Source organism: Nonomuraea solani, assembly GCF_900108335.1.
GTDB classification, from domain to species: domain Bacteria; phylum Actinomycetota; class Actinomycetes; order Streptosporangiales; family Streptosporangiaceae; genus Nonomuraea; species Nonomuraea solani.
In genome coordinates this window covers 474473-491101 of the sequence record NZ_FNVT01000001.1, presented here as the reverse complement: position 1 = coordinate 491101, position 16629 = coordinate 474473, and the positions used below count along the sequence as shown (strand labels likewise).

Annotated in this window: 15 protein-coding genes; 7 read left to right on the top strand and 8 right to left on the bottom strand. The window is 70.6% G+C overall.

All coding sequences use genetic code 11. The features are described 5' to 3' along the window. Window positions 1-128: 128 nt before the first annotated feature. The 4 genes from C4V41_RS02265 to C4V41_RS02250 form a co-directional block, all read right to left on the bottom strand. On the bottom strand, window positions 129-2240 hold the full coding sequence (locus C4V41_RS02265; protein WP_103954021.1) for an acetate--CoA ligase family protein: 2112 nt from the start codon (window positions 2238-2240) through the stop codon (window positions 129-131). After that, the gene (gene frc, locus C4V41_RS02260) at window positions 2240-3463 is read right to left on the bottom strand and encodes a formyl-CoA transferase (protein WP_103954020.1); all 1224 of its coding nucleotides are present in this window, start codon (window positions 3461-3463) and stop codon (window positions 2240-2242) included. Before frc ends, C4V41_RS02265 begins: the two co-directional genes overlap by 1 nt. 14 nt (window positions 3464-3477) lie before the next feature. Then, window positions 3478-5151 (bottom strand): thiamine pyrophosphate-binding protein, encoded by a 1674-nt coding sequence (locus C4V41_RS02255; protein WP_103954019.1) that lies wholly within the window; start codon window positions 5149-5151, stop codon window positions 3478-3480. A gap of 88 nt (window positions 5152-5239) precedes the next feature. Next, window positions 5240-6451 (bottom strand): molybdopterin molybdotransferase MoeA, encoded by a 1212-nt coding sequence (locus C4V41_RS02250; protein WP_103954018.1) that lies wholly within the window; start codon window positions 6449-6451, stop codon window positions 5240-5242. Window positions 6452-6571: 120 nt separating this feature from the next. Between C4V41_RS02250 and C4V41_RS02245 the strand changes: the two genes are divergently transcribed. The 6 genes from C4V41_RS02245 (at window position 6572) to C4V41_RS02220 (ending at window position 11623) form a co-directional block, all read left to right on the top strand. Beyond that, window positions 6572-7549, top strand: a complete 978-nt coding sequence (locus C4V41_RS02245) for a 2-dehydropantoate 2-reductase (RefSeq protein ID WP_103954017.1) — start codon at window positions 6572-6574, stop codon at window positions 7547-7549. A 105-nt stretch (window positions 7550-7654) separates the two neighbouring features. Then, window positions 7655-8530, top strand: a complete 876-nt coding sequence (gene fdhD, locus C4V41_RS02240; RefSeq protein WP_103954016.1) for a formate dehydrogenase accessory sulfurtransferase FdhD — start codon at window positions 7655-7657, stop codon at window positions 8528-8530. 132 nt (window positions 8531-8662) lie between these two features. Then, entirely contained in the window at window positions 8663-9589 is a 927-nt protein-coding gene (locus C4V41_RS02235; protein WP_103954015.1) for a metal ABC transporter substrate-binding protein, read from the top strand. Continuing rightward, complete coding sequence (locus tag C4V41_RS02230; RefSeq protein ID WP_200823690.1) at window positions 9586-10365, top strand: metal ABC transporter ATP-binding protein; 780 nt, start codon at window positions 9586-9588, stop codon at window positions 10363-10365. Before C4V41_RS02235 ends, C4V41_RS02230 begins: the two co-directional genes overlap by 4 nt. Continuing rightward, window positions 10365-11237: a metal ABC transporter permease gene (locus C4V41_RS02225; RefSeq protein ID WP_235029925.1), complete on the top strand. Its 873-nt coding sequence runs from the start codon at window positions 10365-10367 to the stop codon at window positions 11235-11237. The genes C4V41_RS02230 and C4V41_RS02225 overlap by 1 nt, the downstream gene beginning before the upstream one ends. After that, window positions 11234-11623: a Fur family transcriptional regulator gene (locus C4V41_RS02220; protein WP_103954012.1), complete on the top strand. Its 390-nt coding sequence runs from the start codon at window positions 11234-11236 to the stop codon at window positions 11621-11623. The genes C4V41_RS02225 and C4V41_RS02220 overlap by 4 nt, the downstream gene beginning before the upstream one ends. Here the strand turns inward: C4V41_RS02220 and C4V41_RS02215 are convergent. Then, window positions 11620-12504, bottom strand: a complete 885-nt coding sequence (locus tag C4V41_RS02215) for a DMT family transporter (RefSeq protein WP_235029863.1) — start codon at window positions 12502-12504, stop codon at window positions 11620-11622. The genes C4V41_RS02220 and C4V41_RS02215 overlap by 4 nt on opposite strands. 113 nt (window positions 12505-12617) lie before the next feature. On the opposite strand from C4V41_RS02215, the gene C4V41_RS02210 reads away from it, so the two are divergent. Then, on the top strand, window positions 12618-13145 hold the full coding sequence (locus tag C4V41_RS02210; RefSeq protein WP_327536089.1) for a CGNR zinc finger domain-containing protein: 528 nt from the start codon (window positions 12618-12620) through the stop codon (window positions 13143-13145). 114 nt (window positions 13146-13259) lie between these two features. Here the strand turns inward: C4V41_RS02210 and C4V41_RS02205 are convergent, their stop codons facing one another. The 3 genes from C4V41_RS02205 to recO all read right to left on the bottom strand — a co-directional run bounded on the left by C4V41_RS02205 (window position 13260) and on the right by recO (window position 16489). Further along, window positions 13260-14879: an ABC transporter permease gene (locus tag C4V41_RS02205; protein ID WP_103954009.1), complete on the bottom strand. Its 1620-nt coding sequence runs from the start codon at window positions 14877-14879 to the stop codon at window positions 13260-13262. Between the two features lie 105 nt (window positions 14880-14984). After that, window positions 14985-15758 (bottom strand): isoprenyl transferase, encoded by a 774-nt coding sequence (locus tag C4V41_RS02200; RefSeq protein WP_103954008.1) that lies wholly within the window; start codon window positions 15756-15758, stop codon window positions 14985-14987. After that, window positions 15755-16489 (bottom strand): DNA repair protein RecO, encoded by a 735-nt coding sequence (recO, locus tag C4V41_RS02195; RefSeq protein ID WP_103954007.1) that lies wholly within the window; start codon window positions 16487-16489, stop codon window positions 15755-15757. The genes C4V41_RS02200 and recO overlap by 4 nt, the downstream gene beginning before the upstream one ends. Window positions 16490-16629 lie beyond the last annotated feature (140 nt).

Below are 16629 nucleotides of genomic sequence, written 5' to 3'. Positions count from 1 at the left end.
CGACCGGCGGCGCGGCCGTCGCCGGTGGTGTGTTCGATGTGTCCACCTACGGACCTCCTGGGGGGTTGTTGCCTTCCTCGTGCGCTGCCCCGAATAAAGCCCCCTCGCCTGACGGTTGCGCTCGGCTCTTAGCGCAGCAGTCCGGCAGCCCTGGCCCAGCGGTACTTCGCACCGAGGACCGCCACGGGCTTCTCAGTCGTGTACGGGTACGCGACCACGCCGTGCTCGAACAGGTACTCGCTGGCCTCCTCAACCTCGGTGTCGCCGGCGAGCGACGCCACGACCGGTTTGACATTGCCCTTCGCCCGCTCATCGGCCACCACACGGGCGATGAGCTCGGCGAAGACCATCGGCGGCGTCACGATCGTGTGCCAGTAGCCCAGGACGAGCGCGTGGATGCGCTCGTCCTGGAGGCCGAGGCGGACCGTGTTCTCGTAGGTCGAGGGTGGTTCGCCGCCGGTGATGTCGATGGGATTGCCCGCCGCTCCGAAGGGCGGGATGTAGGCGCGGAAGGCCGCGTCCAGGTCGGGCGGGATGTCCATGAGCGTGAGCCCGGCGTCCACGATGGCGTCGGACAGCAGCACGCCCGAGCCGCCGGCGCCGGTGATGATGACGACGTTCTCGCCCTTGGGGGCGGGCAGGATCGGCAGCGCGCGGGCGTACTCCAGCATGTCGTTCAGCCCGGGCGCGCGGACGACGCCGGCCTGGCGGAGGATGTCGTCGTACACCTTGTCGTCGCCGGCCAGCGCGCCGGTGTGGGAGCCGGCGGCCCGCGCGCCCATCGCGGTGCGGCCCGCCTTGAGGACGATGACCGGCTTCTCCTTGACGACCCGGCGGGCGGCCTCGACGAAGCCGCGCCCGTCCTTGAGGTCCTCCAGGTGCATGGCCACGGCCTTGGTGTTGTCGTCCTGCTCGAAGAAGGTCAGCAGGTCGTCCTCGTCCACGTCGGCCTTGTTGCCGACGCCGACGATGGCCGAGACGCCCATCTTGGTGGTGCGGCTGAAGCCCAGGATGGCCATGCCGATGCCGCCGCTCTGCGAGGTCAGCGCGACGCTGCCCTTGACGTCGTACGGGGTGCAGAACGTCGCGCAGAGGTTCTCCGGCGTGTAGTAGTAGCCGTAGATGTTGGGCCCGAGCATGCGGACGCCGTGCCTGCGCGCGATCTCGACGATCTCCTGCTGGCCCTCGACGTTCCCGGTCTCGGCGAACCCGGACGGGATCATGATCGCGCCCGCCACGCCCTTCTCGCCGACCTCCTCCAGCGCGGAGGCCACGAACTTGGCCGGGATCGCGAACACGGCCACGTCCACGTCGCCGGGCACGTCCGAGATGCTCTTGTACGCCGTCCTCCCCATGATCTCGTCGGCCTTGGGGTTGATCGGGAAGATCTTCCCCTGGTAGCCGCCGTTGATGAGGTTGCTCATGACCGAGTTGCCGATCTTGCCGGCTTCGGCGGAGGCGCCGATCACGGCGACCGAGCGCGGCTTGAAGATCCGCGTCATCTGCCGCAGGATCTCCTCGCGCGACAGCCGGGTGACCTCGGGGGCCGGCTCGCCGATGAGGACGCGCACGTCGGCGGCGACCGCGCCGCGGGCGTCGGCGAAGACGGGGTTGAGGTCGACCTCGACGATCTCGGGGATGTCGGTGACCAGCCGGCCGACGCGCTCGATCAGCGCCGCCAGGGCCTCTCGGTTGGCCGGTTCGGCCCCACGCACCCCACGCAGTACCTCGGCCGCTCTGATGTCGTCCAGCATCCCAAGCGCATCATCACCCGAAACCGGGGCAAGCCGGAAGGTCACGTCCTTGAGTACTTCGACCAGAACGCCGCCCAGACCGAAGGCGATGACCTTGCCGAAGGTCGGGTCGGTGACCGCGCCGACGATGACCTCGTGGCCGCCGCTGACGAGCTGCTGCACCTGGATGCCGTCGATCTTCGCGTCCGGGTTGTAGGCGCGGGCGTTGGCCAGAATCGTGTCGTAGCCCTCCTGGACCTCGCCCACGGTCTTGAGGCCGACCAGGACGCCGCCGGCGTCGGTCTTGTGCAGGATGTCGGGAGACACGATCTTGAGCACGACCGGGAACCCGATCTCCCTGGCGAGCCGCGCGGCCTCGTCGGCCGAGGTGGCCAGCCCTTCGCCGGGGGTGGCGATGCCGTACGCCTGGCACAGCTCACGGCCCTCGGGAGCCGTCAGGGCGGTGCGCCCTTCGGCGAGCGCCTTCTCGATGACTTCCCTGGACACTAGATGACTCCGTTCGACTTGAGTTCCGCCAGCTCGTCGGCGCTCACGCCGAGCTCGCCGTAGATGTCCTGGTTGTGCTCGCCGAGCAGGGGCGGGGTGATGACGTCCACCGGCGAGTCGGAGAGCTGGAGCGGGCTGCCGACCGTCACGAACTCGCCGCGCTCGGGGTGGTCGACCGCCACGAGGATGCCCTCGTCGCGCAGACTCTCGTCCTCGACCAGCTCCTTGGTGGACAGGATCGGCCCGCAGGGGATGTTCTCGGCGTTGAGCCGGTCGAGGACCGTCCACTTGTCGTGGCGGATCGTCCACTCCTCGATGAGCTGGAACATCTTGTCCAGCTTGGACAGCCGCGCCTCCGGCGTCGACCACTCGGGGTCCTCGGCCAGCTCGGGGCGGCCGATGATGGACGAGATCGGCTTCCAGCCGACCGGCTGGACGATGACGTAGATGTAGTCGTTCGGCCCACCGGGGGCGCAGCGCACCGCCCAGCCGGGCTGTCCGCCGCCACTGGCGTTGCCGGAGCGGGGCACCTCGTCGCCGAACGTCCTGTTCGGGTATTCGCGCAGCGGGCCGTGGGCCAGCCGCTGCTGGTCGCGCAGCTTGACGCGGCACAGGTTCAGCACGGCGTGCTGCATGGCCACCTGTACGCGCTGACCCCGCCCGCTCCGCTCCCGCTGGAACAGGGCGGCCAGGATGCCGGCCACCGCGTGGATGCCGGTGCCCGAGTCGCCGATCTGCGCGCCGGTGGCCAGCGGCGGGCCCTCCTCGAAGCCCGTGGTGCTCATCGAGCCGCCCATGGCCTGGGCGATCACCTCGTACGCCTTGAACTTGGCGTACCGGCCGGCGCCGAAGCCCTTGATCGAGGCGTAGATGAGGCGGGGGTTGAGCTCCTGGAGGCGCTCCCAGGGGAAGCCCATGCGGTCGACCGCGCCCGGGCCGAAGTTCTCCACGAGGATGTCGGCGCTCTTCACCAGCTCGGTGAAGATCTCCTTGCCGCGCTCGCTCTTCATGTTCAGGGTGATGCTGCGCTTGTTGCAGTTGAGCATCGTGAAGTAGAGGCTGTCGACGCCGGGCACGTCGCGGAGCTGCTGGCGGGTGATGTCGCCGGTGGGGGCCTCCAGCTTGACCACGTCCGCGCCCAGCCAGGCGAGCATCTGGGTGCAGGACGGGCCGGACTGGACATGGGTCATGTCGAGGACGCGGACACCTTCGAGAGCCTTCATGTCAGAGCTTCCCCCTACTTGTACATCGTCTGGTTCATGGTTCCGGGGGCGTACACCTCTGGGTCGACCCAGACGTTGATCAACGCGGGCTTGCCGGACTGCCGGGCGCGCTCAAGCGCGGGGCGGATCTCGGCCGGGTCGCGCACCTCCTCGCCGTGGCCGCCGAGCAGCTTGGCGAACTCGCCGTAGCGGATGTCGCCGAGGGTGTTGCCGACGCGGGCGCGGTCCTCGCCGTATTTGGCGGCCTGGCCGTACCGGATCTGGTTCATGGAGGAGTTGTTGCCGATGACGCCGATGAACGGCAGGTTGAAGCGGACCATGGTCTCGAAGTCCCAGCCGGTCAGGCTGAAGGCGCCGTCGCCGAACAGGCACAGCACCTCCTTGTCCGGCCGCGCCTGCTTGGCCGCCATCGCGAAGGCCATGCCGACGCCGAGCGTGCCGAGCGGTCCCGGGTCCATCCAGTGGCCGGGCGACTTGGGCTGCACGACCTGGCCGGAGAAGGTGACGATGTCGCCGCCGTCGCCGATGTAGATGGAGTCCTCGGTCAGGAACTCGTTGATCTCGTGGACGAGGCGGTACGGGTCAATGGGCCGGGCATCGGAGAGCTGGCGGGGCAGGCGCTTCTCGTACGCCTTGACCTCGACGGCGCGCAGCTCCTCCAGCCACTCCTTGCGGCGGGCCGCGCCGTTGTCGATGCGGCCGCTCGCGGCCTGGGCCGCCGCGGCGAGGATGAGGCCGGCGTCGCCGACGATTCCCAGGTCGATGTCCCGGTTCTTGCCGACGGTGCGGTAGTCGAGGTCGATCTGGACGACCTTGGCGGTCGGCGACAGGCGCTTGCCGTAGCCCATCCGGAAGTCGAACGGGGTGCCGACGATGATGATGAGGTCGGCCTCGGTGAAGGCGTACCTGCGGCTGAGCTGGAAGTGGTGCGGGTCGCCCGGGGGGAGCGTGCCGCGGCCGGAGCCGTTCATGTACGCGGGCACGTTCAGGGCCCTGACGAAGTCGATGGCCGAGTCGGTCGCCCGGCACGTCCAGACCTGGCTGCCGAGCAGGATGCACGGCTTCTCGGCGTGCGCCAGCAGGTCGGCCAGCCGCTCGATGGCCTCGGGGTCGCCCTGCTGCTTGGTGGAGGCCCGATACTGACCCGCCACCGGGATGCGCGCCTTCTCGATGGGCACCTTGGCGTCCAGCACGTCACGCGGGATCTCCAGGAAGGACGGCCCCGGCGCGCCGTGGTAGCACTCGCGGAAGGCCATCGACACGATGTCGGCCACCCGTTCCGTGCTCGGCACCGTGGCGGCGAACTTGGTGATCGGGGTCATCATGTCCACGTGCGGCAGGTCCTGCAGTGAGCCCATCTTGTGCTGGCTCAGCGCGCCCTGGCCGCCGATGAGCAACATCGGGCTCTCGGCGCGGAAGGCGTTGGCCACGCCGGTCACCGCGTCGGTCGTGCCAGGTCCCGCCGTCACCACCGCGCAGCCGGGCTTGCCGGTGATGCGCGCGTAGCCATCGGCCGCGTGGGCGGCCACCTGCTCGTGGCGTACGTCGATGACCTCGATGCCCTCATCGACGCAGCCGTCGTAGATATCGATGATGTGGCCACCGCAGAGCGTGTAGATCACGTCTACGCCCTCGGCCTTCAGTGCCTTGGCTACGAGATGACCACCAGAGATCGTTTCCGACATCATGCCACCCTTTCCCGGCGACTAAGCTCTCTGTCTTCCGCATACTGCATACCGTATGAACGCAATGGTTACTCCCTTGCGATGAGCCTGTCTAGCCCCCTGGGGGCAACTCGATCAGCTCGACCTGGTCGCCGGCCCATGCCGGCGGGACGACCGCCAGCGCGTCGGCCAGGGCCGCGCCCCAGAGCGATCCCGGCCGGTCGTGACCCACGGGAACGGCCCCACGACCGGACCTCCTGACCGGCACCAGGCGGGTGTCGCGAGGGTGCGGCCGCACGGCTCCGGCCAGGGCGCTCGTCTCCTTGCCGACGGCGGTTCCGGCCAGCTCACGCAGGATGGGGGCGAGCAGCGTGAGGGCGGCGGCGAGGGCCGCGTACGGGTTTCCCGGCAGGCCCACGACGAGCCTGCCGCCGGCCAGCCGGGCGAGCAGTTGCGGATGCCCGGGACGCACCGCCACCCCGTCGATCAGCACCTCGGCCTCAAGATCGTCCAGCACGGCCCTGAGATGATCGGCCGGCCCCTTGGACGACGCCCCGCACACGACGAGGACGTCGGCGGCCCGTGGTTCGCGGGCGACGCCATCCGGCGGCCGGACGAGCGCCGCGCGCAGGGCTTCCAAGCCGTCCGGGAGGTGTACCGTGCCGGCGACTCGGCCGCCCGACCACTCCACCAGGCCCGGCAGGAACGGGCCGATGGCGTCGCGGACCCGGCCCGGCGCGGGCAGGCCCTCGTGGACGACCTCGTCGCCCGTCACCAGGACCGCCACCCGGGGACGCGGCCGTACCCGCAGCACGTCGTGGCCCAGCGCGGCCGCCAGCCCGAGCGCGACCGGCGTCACCACCGCGCCCGCGCCCAGCACGACGGCACCCTCGGCGATGTCCTCGCCGCGCCGCCGGACGTGTTCGCCCGGCTCGGCGGCGCCGTCCACCCACGCACCGTCCGCGACGGCCCGCTCGTAGGGCAGCACCGACTCCGACCCGGCGGGCACCGGCGCACCGGTGGCGATCTCCACCGCCTCGCCGGCCCTCAGCGGGGCTTCGTAGCAGGCTCCCCCGGCGAGCACTCTTCCAACCACCCGCCACGGCCCGGGCCCGGCCACCGCGTAGCCGTCCATCGCCGAGACGTCCACCCCGGGCACCGCCACCAGAGCACGCAAAGGCGCCGCCAACCGGCACCCGAGGGCCTCCGCCAGGGGCACCGACGCGGGCTTCAACGGGCAGGCCGCCCCGGTCGCGAGGGTCCGCGCGGAGCCCCATGAGATCGCTTCCACCACTGGTCCATGCCGAAGAACGGTCACAGGCATGCTCCTTGACCCAATTTTTTCCATACTGTATACCGAATGCACGGCGGGTCGCGTTCCAGCGACCCGCCGCAGGCTACGGGGGACCCGTACTGACATTCCGACGCGAGAACGGAGCGCAGCGTGAAGGTCGCTGTTCTTGGCGCCGGCGCCATCGGCGCATACGTGGGTGCCGCCCTTCACCGGGCGGGAGTCGAGGTGCATCTCATCGCGAGAGGCCAGCACCTCCAGGCGATTCGCAGCACCGGTGTGCGGGTGCTCACCCCCAGGGGCGATTTCATCGCCCACCCCCATGCCACCGACGACCCCACCCAGGTCGGTCCGGTGGACCACGTCTTCCTGGGCCTCAAGGCGAACAGCTACGCCTTCGCGGGCCCCATGATCGAGCCGCTCCTCCACGAGAACACCAGCATCATCGCCGCCCAGAACGGCATCCCGTGGTGGTACTTCCACGGGCTCAAGGGCCCGTACGAGGGCTACCGCATCGAGAGCGTCGACCCCGCCGGCGCCGTGACGGCCGCGCTGCCCCTGGAGCGGGCCATCGGCTGCGTCGTCTACGCCGCCACCGAGATCGAGGCCCCTGGCGTGATCCGCCACCTCGAAGGCACCCGCTTCTCCATCGGCGAGCCCACCGGCACGCTGACCAGGAGATGCGCCACCTTCAGCGAGGCGGCGGTCGCGGGCGGGCTGAAGTGCCCGGTGGAGAGCGACCTCCGCCGGGACGTCTGGATCAAGCTCATGGGCAACATCGCCTTCAACCCGATCAGCGCGCTGGCCAGGGCGACCATGGCCGGAATCTGCCGCCACGACGGCACCAGGGAACTCGTCGTGGCCATGATGACGGAGACCGTGGAGGTGGCCAGGCGCGTGGGCTGCGATCCGGGGATCTCCATCGAGCGCCGCCTGCGCGGCGCGGAGAAGACGGGCGAGCACAAGACGTCCACGCTCCAGGACCTGGAGAAGGGCAAGCCGCTGGAGCTGGACGTGCTGCTGGCGGCGGTGGTCGAGCTGGCCGATCTCACCGGCGCGGAGGTCCCCACCCTGCGGGCGATCCACGCGGTGAGCGATCTGCTGAACGAGAACCTTGTCCGCGCGGTCTAATTCGGCATACCGTAGATCGTATACAGAATGGAGAGATCGTGAGCACCCACGCGGTGCGGGTCACGAAGGGCGGCCTCCGCGCCAAGGGGCGCTTCGGGTACGGCCTTGTCTAGGGTCGCCGTCAAGAAGCGCATCCTGCGGGTGCGGGCCGCCGCCCGCGTCCGGGAATTCGACTCCCTCGCCGCCGAGGAGCCGCTGGAGATCCGGCTCAACGGCACCCCGCTGACCGTCACCATGCGGACGCCGGGCGACGACTTCGACCTGGCCGCCGGGTTCCTGGTCAGCGAGGGCGCCGTGGCGTCGCCCGACGACATCTCCACCATCCGCTACTGCGCGGGCGCGACGGTGGGCGGCGAGAACACCTACAACGTCCTGGACGCGCGGCTCGCGGCGGAGGTGCCGACGCCCGAGCCGCGCAATTTCTACACCACCTCCTCCTGCGGCGTGTGTGGCAAGGCGTCGCTGGAGGCGGTACGCACAGTGGCCCGCTGGAGCACCCGTGAGGACCCGGTCGAGCTGGCGCTGCCGACCGTCGCGGACCTGCCGAACCGGCTGCGCGCGGCCCAGCGGGTCTTCGACAGGACCGGCGGCCTGCACGCGGCCGGCCTGTTCACGGCCGATGGCGAGCCGCTGTGCGTGCGCGAGGACGTGGGCCGGCACAACGCCGTCGACAAGCTGCTCGGCTGGGCGCTGCGGAACGGGCGCCTGCCGCTGCGGGGCACCGTACTGATGGTGTCCGGCAGGGCGTCGTTCGAATTGGTGCAGAAGGCGGTCATGGGGGGTGTCCCGGTGCTCGCCGCCGTGTCGGCGCCGTCGTCGCTCGCGGTGGACCTGGCCGCCGAGGAAGGGCTGACGCTCATCGGGTTCCTGCGCGGTGACTCGATGAACGTCTACACGGGCGAGCGGCGGTTGCGCACCGGCGTACAGAACGTCACCTCGGGCGCCGGCGACGGCTCCGCCGGCGCACGATCACCGGGGTGATGACGGGATGCCGTACGGCGAGCTCCAGGCCCCCTGGGCACCGCCGTCCGGCATCCCACCACGTCCATCCGTGAGGCGGGCCCGGTCGCCGGATTTTGACAACCGTTTTCATTTTGACGCATACTGACTCACATGATGTCAGGATTTTCCCGGTCCAGTGCTGCCGGTTTGCTGGCCGGAGCCGCCCTGCTCACCGTCGCGGCCTGCGGTTCCGGCTCCGCCGAGACCGCGCCGGCGGCGGGCGGCAAGCCCGAGGTGGTGGCCGCCATCTACCCCCTCCAGTGGCTGACCGAGCAGGTCGGGGGATCCGACACGCAGGTGACGGGGCTGACCGCGCCCGGCGTCGAGCCGCACGACCTGGAGCTGGGCATCCAGCAGGTCACCGACCTCAAGAACGCCGCGCTCACCGTCTACATCAAGGGCGTCCAGCCCGCCGTCGACGACGCGGTGGACGCGGACAAGAGCTTCGACGCCGCCACGGCCGTCACCACGCTGCCCGCCGGTGAGCACGCCGAAGAGGAGGGCGAGGAGCACGGCCACGAGGAGGTCTCGTACGACCCGCACCTCTGGCTCGACCCCTCCCGCCTGGCCACCGTCGCCACCAAGCTCGGCGAGCGCCTGGCCACGGCCGACCCCGCGCACGCCCAGGGCTACAAGGACCGCGCCGCCAAGACCGCGGCCACGCTCGGCACACTCGACCAGGAGCTCGCCAAGGGCCTGACCACGTGCAAGACGAAGACGCTGGTCACCGCGCACGAGGCGTTCGGTTACCTGGCCGAGCGCTACAAGCTCAAGCAGGTCGGCATCACCCTCGACCCGGAGACCGAGCCGTCGCCCACGCGCATCTCCGAGGTGGCCAAGCTGGCCAAGGCCGAGGGCGTCACCACGATCTTCACCGAGTCCCTGGTCAGCCCCAAGGTGGCCGAGGTGCTGGCGAGCCAGGTCGGCGCCAAGACGGCCGTGCTCGACCCGCTGGAGACCAAGCCCGCCGGGGATTACCTGTCGGCCATGCGCGATAACCTCAAAACCCTTCAAACAGCACTGGGGTGTACGGCATGAGCGAAACGGCCTTCGCGATGACAGACGGCCGGGTCTCCTTCGACGGCAAGCCCGTCCTTCGAGGGATCGACCTCACCGTCTGTCCCGGGGAGGTCGTGGCGCTGCTGGGCGCCAACGGCTCGGGCAAGTCCACGCTGGTCCGCGCGCTGCTCGGCCTCACTCCGCTGAGCGGCGGCACGACCCTGATGTACGGCGCCCCGCCGGGCAGGTTCAAGGACTGGTGGCGCATCGGCTACGTGCCCCAGCGGCTCCAGATCGGTGGCGGCGTGCCCGCCACCGTCCGCGAGGTCGTCGCCTCGGGCCGGATCGCCAGGCAGAGCCGGTTCCGCAGGACCAACGCGGCCGACAAGGCCGCCGTGGCGAGCGCGCTGGAGGCCGTCCGGCTGACCGGCCGCGCCGGTGACCCCGTCCAGTCGCTGTCCGGGGGGCAGCAGCAGCGGGTGCTCATCGCCCGCGCGCTGGCCGGCGAGCCGGACACGTACGTGATGGACGAACCCACCGCCGGCGTGGACGCCGAGACCCAGCGGCTGCTCGCCGACACGCTGGCCGGGCTGGTCCGCGCGGGCAAGACCGTGGTCCTGGTCGCGCACGAGCTGGGCCCGCTGGAGCCGGTCATCACGCGCGGCGTGGTGATCCGCGAGGGCCGCGTCGCCCATGACGGCCGGCCGCCGCGTCCCGAGGGCGACTGCGCGCGGCCGGGTCACGAGCATCAGCACCCGCACGCGGAGGAACCGGTCGCGGGCCCGCTCACCGGGTGGCAGGGGGAACCAAGGTGATCTTCGAACTTCTGCAGGAGCAGCTCTTCCAGCTCGCCCTGATCGCGGCGCTGCTGGTGGGGCTGTGCGCGCCCGCCGTGGGGACGTTCATCGTGCAGCGCCGGCTGGCGCTCCTGGGCGACGGCATCGGGCACGTGGCGCTGACCGGCGTGGCGCTGGGCTTCCTGACCGGCACCGCGCCCGTGCTCACCGCCGTCATCGTCTCGATCGCCGGCGCCGTGGCCATCGAGCTGGTCAGGGCGCGCGGCCGCACGAGCGGCGACGTGGCGCTGGCGCTGCTGTTCTACGGCGGGATCGCGGGCGGCGTCATGCTCATGGGCATCGCGCCGGGCGGCAGCAACGCCAAGCTCAACTCCTACCTGTTCGGCGCCATCGCCAGCGTCACACCCCTGGACATCTGGGTCATCGCCGCGCTGGCCGTCACCGTGATCGCGGTGGTCCTGATCTTCGGCAGGGAGCTGTTCGTGCTCTGCCAGGACGAGGAGATGGCCAGGGCCAGCGGCCTGCCGGTGCGCTTCCTCAGCCTGCTCATCGCCGTCACCGCCGCCCTCACCGTGGTCATCGCCATGCGGGTGGTCGGCCTGCTGCTGGTCAGCGCGCTGATGGTGATCCCGGTGGCGACCAGTCAGCAGCTCACGCGCGGGTTCCGGGCCACGATGGGGCTCGCCATGCTGTTCGGGGTGCTGGCCTCCGTGGGGGGTCTGCTGGCCTCCACCTACTCCGCCAAGGTTCCTCCCGGCGCGGCGATCGTGCTTCTTGCGCTCGCCGGCTTCGTCTTGGCGCTCGGTGTCGGTAGATTCGTACGGCGAGGCCGTACCCAGGAGTCGACATTGAGCGAGCGACCCGCGCTTCGCGTCGAGGAGGTCGCATGACGACAAGGCGCGATGCCGTGCACGACACCCTCCGAAAGAACGAGGGTTTCCGCAGCGCGCAGGACGTCTATGCGGAGATGCGCCTGCACGGCGCGAAGATCGGCCTGACCACCGTCTACCGCGCTCTGCAGGCGCTGGCCGACGGGGGGAAGGTCGATGTGCTGCGTACCGACGAGGGCGAGTCGGTCTATCGCGCGTGCGCGACCGACAGCCACCACCATCACCTGGTGTGCCGCCGCTGCGGGCGCACCGTCGAGGTGGCCGGGCCCGCCGTGGAGCGCTGGGCCGAGATGGTGGGCAGCGAGCACGGCTTCACCGAGATCACGCACACGGTCGAGGTGTTCGGCACCTGCCAGTCCTGCTCGACGTCCGCGCGAGTGAGCTAGGCGACGGGCGTCCGTTCCTCCTCCGGGAGGGTGGCGGGCCGCCGGGAGCGGCTGGAGCCGTACAGGACGCCCATCACGATCACCGCGCACCCGGCGAGCTGCAGTGGCGACGGCCGCTCGCCGAGCACCAGCGCGGAGATCGCCACCGTCGTCAGGGGCTGGATCAGCAGCAGCAGCGCGGTGAGCGCGGCGGGCTGGCGCGGCAGCGAGAACGTGATCAGCGACCACCCGATCACCTGCGGCCCCAGCGCGAGGATGAGCAGCCAGCCGTGCCCTGGCCAGGTCGGCAGGAAGTCCGCGCCGCCGAACAGCGGGCTGAGCAGCGCGATGGCGATCGTGGCCACCACGGTCGCGTGCGCCAGCGGCCCCGCCGCCCGCTCGGAGCCGCCCTTCATCAGCAGCAGGAACGCGGCATACGACAGAGACGTCGCCACCCCCGCCAGCACCCCCATCACGGGATCGCTCCCATAGGCGGCGCTGTCGAACACCCCGGAGATCAGCACCACGCCCGCGAACACGACGGGTGTGCCGATCATCAGCCGCGTGGACGGCCGCTCCTTGAACACTCCCCAGGCGGCGAACGCCACGATGAACACCTGCAGGTTGCCCAGCACGGTCGCCAGCCCCGCGCCCACGTAGTCGATCGCGTGGTGCCAGAAGAGCAGGTCGAGCGCGAACACCACGCCCGCCGCCCAGGCGAGCCACCGGCCCTTGGCGGGCAGCGGGCCGAGCCTGCGCCGTTCCAGCCAGGCCAGGACCAGCATGGGCGGGACGGCGTACGCGCAGCGGAACAACGCGGAGGTCGCGGGCGATACATCTGACAGCCGCACTAAAGGACCGGAGGTGGAGATGATGAGCGCACCCGCGATCGCGATCAGCACGATACGGCGATGTGCACCCATGGAGACCCCCGGAATCCCATGCAGGAGATACGCTGCGACCACGCTAGAACCCGGCCCAGACAGGAGTCAACATGCCGTTTGGCCATGACATGGTGCATTCTTTGGCCACCGTTGTCGAGTTGGTCAACACCTCGCCCTCGACCGGCGGCGAGGAGGGCCTGGCCGGACTGCCCGAGTTGCAGACGTTCGTGGAGTCCCGTCAGATCAGCGGCGTCAGTGCCCTCACGAACCGCGACCTGGGCCAGGTCCGCATGGTGCGAGAGGCGTTCCACCGCGTCTTCACGGCCCCCGACCAGCCGACGGCCGTCCGCACGCTCAACGCCATGCTGTCGGAGACCCGCATCACCCCCCGGCTGACCGAGCACGACGGTCACCCGCTGCACGTGCACTATTTCGCGGCCGACGCCACCCTGGCCGAGCACGTGGCCGCCGACTGCGGGGTGGCGCTGGCGCACCTGCTGGTGGAGGGCGAGAACGAACGCCTCCGCACCTGCTCGGCCCCCGACTGCGACCGGGTGTTCGTGGACGAGTCGCGCAACCGCTCTCGCGTCTACTGCGACAGCCGCACCTGCGGCAACCGCATGCACGTGGCCGCCTACCGCGCCCGCCGCCGCGCCTGACCGGCGCCAGCCCAGATCGACCACGAGCCGGTAGTCGATCCCCTTCCCGTGTACGGGATCGCCGCCCCTGATGTGCACGGCGTGCTCCGTGACGCGCGCCCGGTCTCCGGTCGCTCAGGAGACCATCTTCTCGGCGCCGAAGTCGCGGCGGCTCAGGGCGAGCAGGCCGCCGGCCGTGAGGAGCGCCGTGACCGCGACCAGGCCCAGGGTGGGCACGGGCGCGAAGGGCGGGCCGATCATGGCGTTGCCGATGTAGTGGAACGGCTCCAGCGGGCTGCCGCCCCACCGTCCGTACAGGGGGCCGGCCACCTGGCCCAGGCCGGCGGTCAGGAACCACACGAGCCACGCGATCGCCACGCTCGCCCGGGGCAGCAGGCCGTACGCCAGCACGGAGGCCGCCCCGACGCACCAGGCGGCCGGTACGGCGCTCAGCGCGCCCGCCACGAAGCGCGGCAGGTCGGTGGCCACGTCGCCCACCAGGAGGGCGTAGACGAAGCCGAGGACGAACCCGGCGGTGGCCATCAGGGCGGCCGTGCCGAGCCCGGTCACGAGCAGGTGCCCGGCCGCCCAGCGCAGGCGGATCATCGGGGTGGCCTGCACGAGCTCCGCGCGGCCCGAGCCCTCCTCCGCCCGCAGCCGCAGCGTCATGAGCACCGGGTAGAGCGCGACGGCGTAGGCGAGAATCAGGATCAGATACCACGAGTAGCCGCCGAGCATCGACGCGCCCGTGGAGACGCCGAGGGTCCGCTTGATGTTGTCGACCACGACGCTCGGCCGGGACAGCAGGTCCCGCGTCAGCGGGCTCAGCGCGCCGCCGGCCGCGGCGAAGACCGCCACGCCGGCCGCCCACTTCACCAGCAGCCCGCGGTGCAGCCGCCAGGCCAGGCTGACCGGGCCACGCAGGCCGGGAGCCGACTCCGGCCCCGGGCGCTCGGGCAGCAGCCCGGAGCCGAGGTCACGGTGGCCGAGCAGCCCGTACGCGGCCGCGTACAGGATCGTGGCGGCCAGGACGGAGACGCCGAGCATCCACCACCGCTCGTCCTGGTACGGCTGCACCAGATGGCTCCACCCCACCGGCGACAGGTACTTCAGCCACATCTGCCCGCTCGCGTCCCCGGCGAAGCGCATCACGTAGGCGACGCCGAGCGCGGTGAGGGCGATCGCGGTGGCCGTCCTGGCGCTACGCGCGAGCTGGGCGGCGACCGCGGCGACGCCGCCGAACACCCACCCGGCGACCGCGATGGCGGCCCCGTAGGCGATCGACCCGACTCCCTCGAAGCCGATCCCGATCAGCACCCCGGCCGTCAGCGTCCCGCCGGCCAGACTGATGCCGCCCGCGACGAGCAGCGCCGCGGTCAGGGGCGCGTGCCGGCCGACCCTGCCCGACAGGACCAGCTCGCTCCGGCCCGCGTCCTCCTCCCGGCGGGTGTGGCGGATGACGGACATGAGGGCGGCGAACGCGCTCGCGACGTACAGGAAGCCGCCGCTGCGCCAGGTGGCCAGCACCTCCAGCCGCGGCTCCACCAGCCCGCCGCCGAGCGCGCCCAGGAAGGCGTTGCCGCCGATGACCTCGGTGTAGTTGACCTTGAGCTCGTAGGTGGCCATGTTCCTGTTGATGTAGGAGACCATCACGAGGGCCATGGTCACGATCAGCAGGATCCACCAGGGAGCGATGAACCGCTCCCGGCGCAGCGCCAGACGGGCGAGCACGCCGGTGCCAGGCAAGGTGCCCATCGCCGACCAACTCCTCTCCATGACTGTTCACGGGAACAGTTGACTATACTCATGTATAGCATCGAGGACAGAAGTGGGCCCCCTGCGGGATCCACAGGGGGCTGGTCAGACCTGGTTGGGGATGGCTCCGCCGTAGCGGCGGTCGCGCTTGGCGTACATCTCGCACGCCTCCCACAGATCCCTCCGGTCGAAGTCCGGCCACAGCCGGTCGAGGAAGACCATCTCCGCATAAGCCGACTGCCACAGCAGGAAGTTCGAGAACCGCTGCTCCCCCGACGACCGCAGGAACAGGTCCACCGGCGGGATGTCCGGCTCGTCCAGGTAGCGGCCGAACACCTTCTCGTTGACCTTGCCCGGCTTGACCTTCCCGGCGGCGATGTCGGCGGCCAATTTGAGCGCCGCGTCAACGATCTCGGCCTGCCCGCCGTAATTGACACAGAACTGCAATGTGAGCGTGCGGTTGGTGTCCGTCATCTCCTCGGCCGTCTGCAGCTCCGAGATCACGCTCTTCCACAGCCGCCCTGGCCGGCCCGCCCAGCGCACGCGTACGCCCATGGCGTTGAGCTCGTCGCGGCGGCGGCGGATGACGTCGCGGTTGAAGCCCATGAGGAAGCGCACCTCGTCGGGCGAGCGCCGCCAGTTCTCGGTCGAGAACGCGAACGCGCTCAGGTAGGGAACGCCCAGCTCGATCGCGCCTTCGATGACGTCGAACAGCGAAGATTCGCCCGCCTTGTGCCCCTCGGTGCGCGGCAGCCCACGGGACTTGGCCCAGCGGCCGTTGCCGTCCATGATGACGGCGACGTGCCGCGGCACCAGGTCGCGCGGGATCGGCGGCGGGGTCGCTCCCGACGGATGCGGGGACGGAGGTCGGACGTTCACGCAGGCTCCCTTTCGACGTGTCTGAGAGAGCGTATTCCGTGTTCGAGGTGCCATTGCAGATATGCGGCAACAAGGCCGCTGCACTCGCTGCGATGGCGGGACTCGGAGGCGTCCGCGGTGGCCCAGTCGCCGCGAAGCAGCGCCGTCATGAGCCCGATCGTCTCTCCGGCCGGAACCGCCGCGCCGGCCGGACGGCACCCTCCGCACACCACGCCACCTGCGACGATGGCGAACGCCCTGATCGCCGGGGCCTGGCACTTGGCGCACGCGTCGAGCGCGGGGGCGTAGCCGGCCACAGCCAGGGAGCGCAGGAAATAGGCGTCCAGGACCAGCCTGGCCTCGTGATCCCGCTCGGCGAGGGTGCGCAGACCGCCCACCAGCAGCAGGAACTGCCGCAGCGCCGGCTCCTTCTCCCCGTGCGTCAGCCTGTCGGCCGTCTCCAGCATCGCGCTGCCCGCGGTGTAGCGGGGATAGTCGGCCGCCAGGGCCTCGCCGTAGGGCCTGATCGTCTCCGCCTGGGTGACCATGTCGAGGGTACGGCCGACGTGAAACTGCACGTCAACGTGCGTGAACGGCTCCAGCCTGGCCCCGAAACGGGAGGTCGTGCGGCGCACGCCCTTGGCCACCGCGCGGACCTTGCCGGTGCGCTTGGCCAGGATGGTGATGATGCGGTCGGCCTCACCGAGTTTCTGTGTGCGCAGGACCACGCCTTCGTCACGGTAGAGACTCACTCGAACATCTTACGGCCGCTCTCTATACCGGCGGACGCGACGTTACGGGCATGCTCTGGTGACGCGACTTTGCGTCACTCTCACTAGACTTTGACGTCTGTCCCCGCATTACCCGTTGTTCAACCCCCCGCTACCGCCTC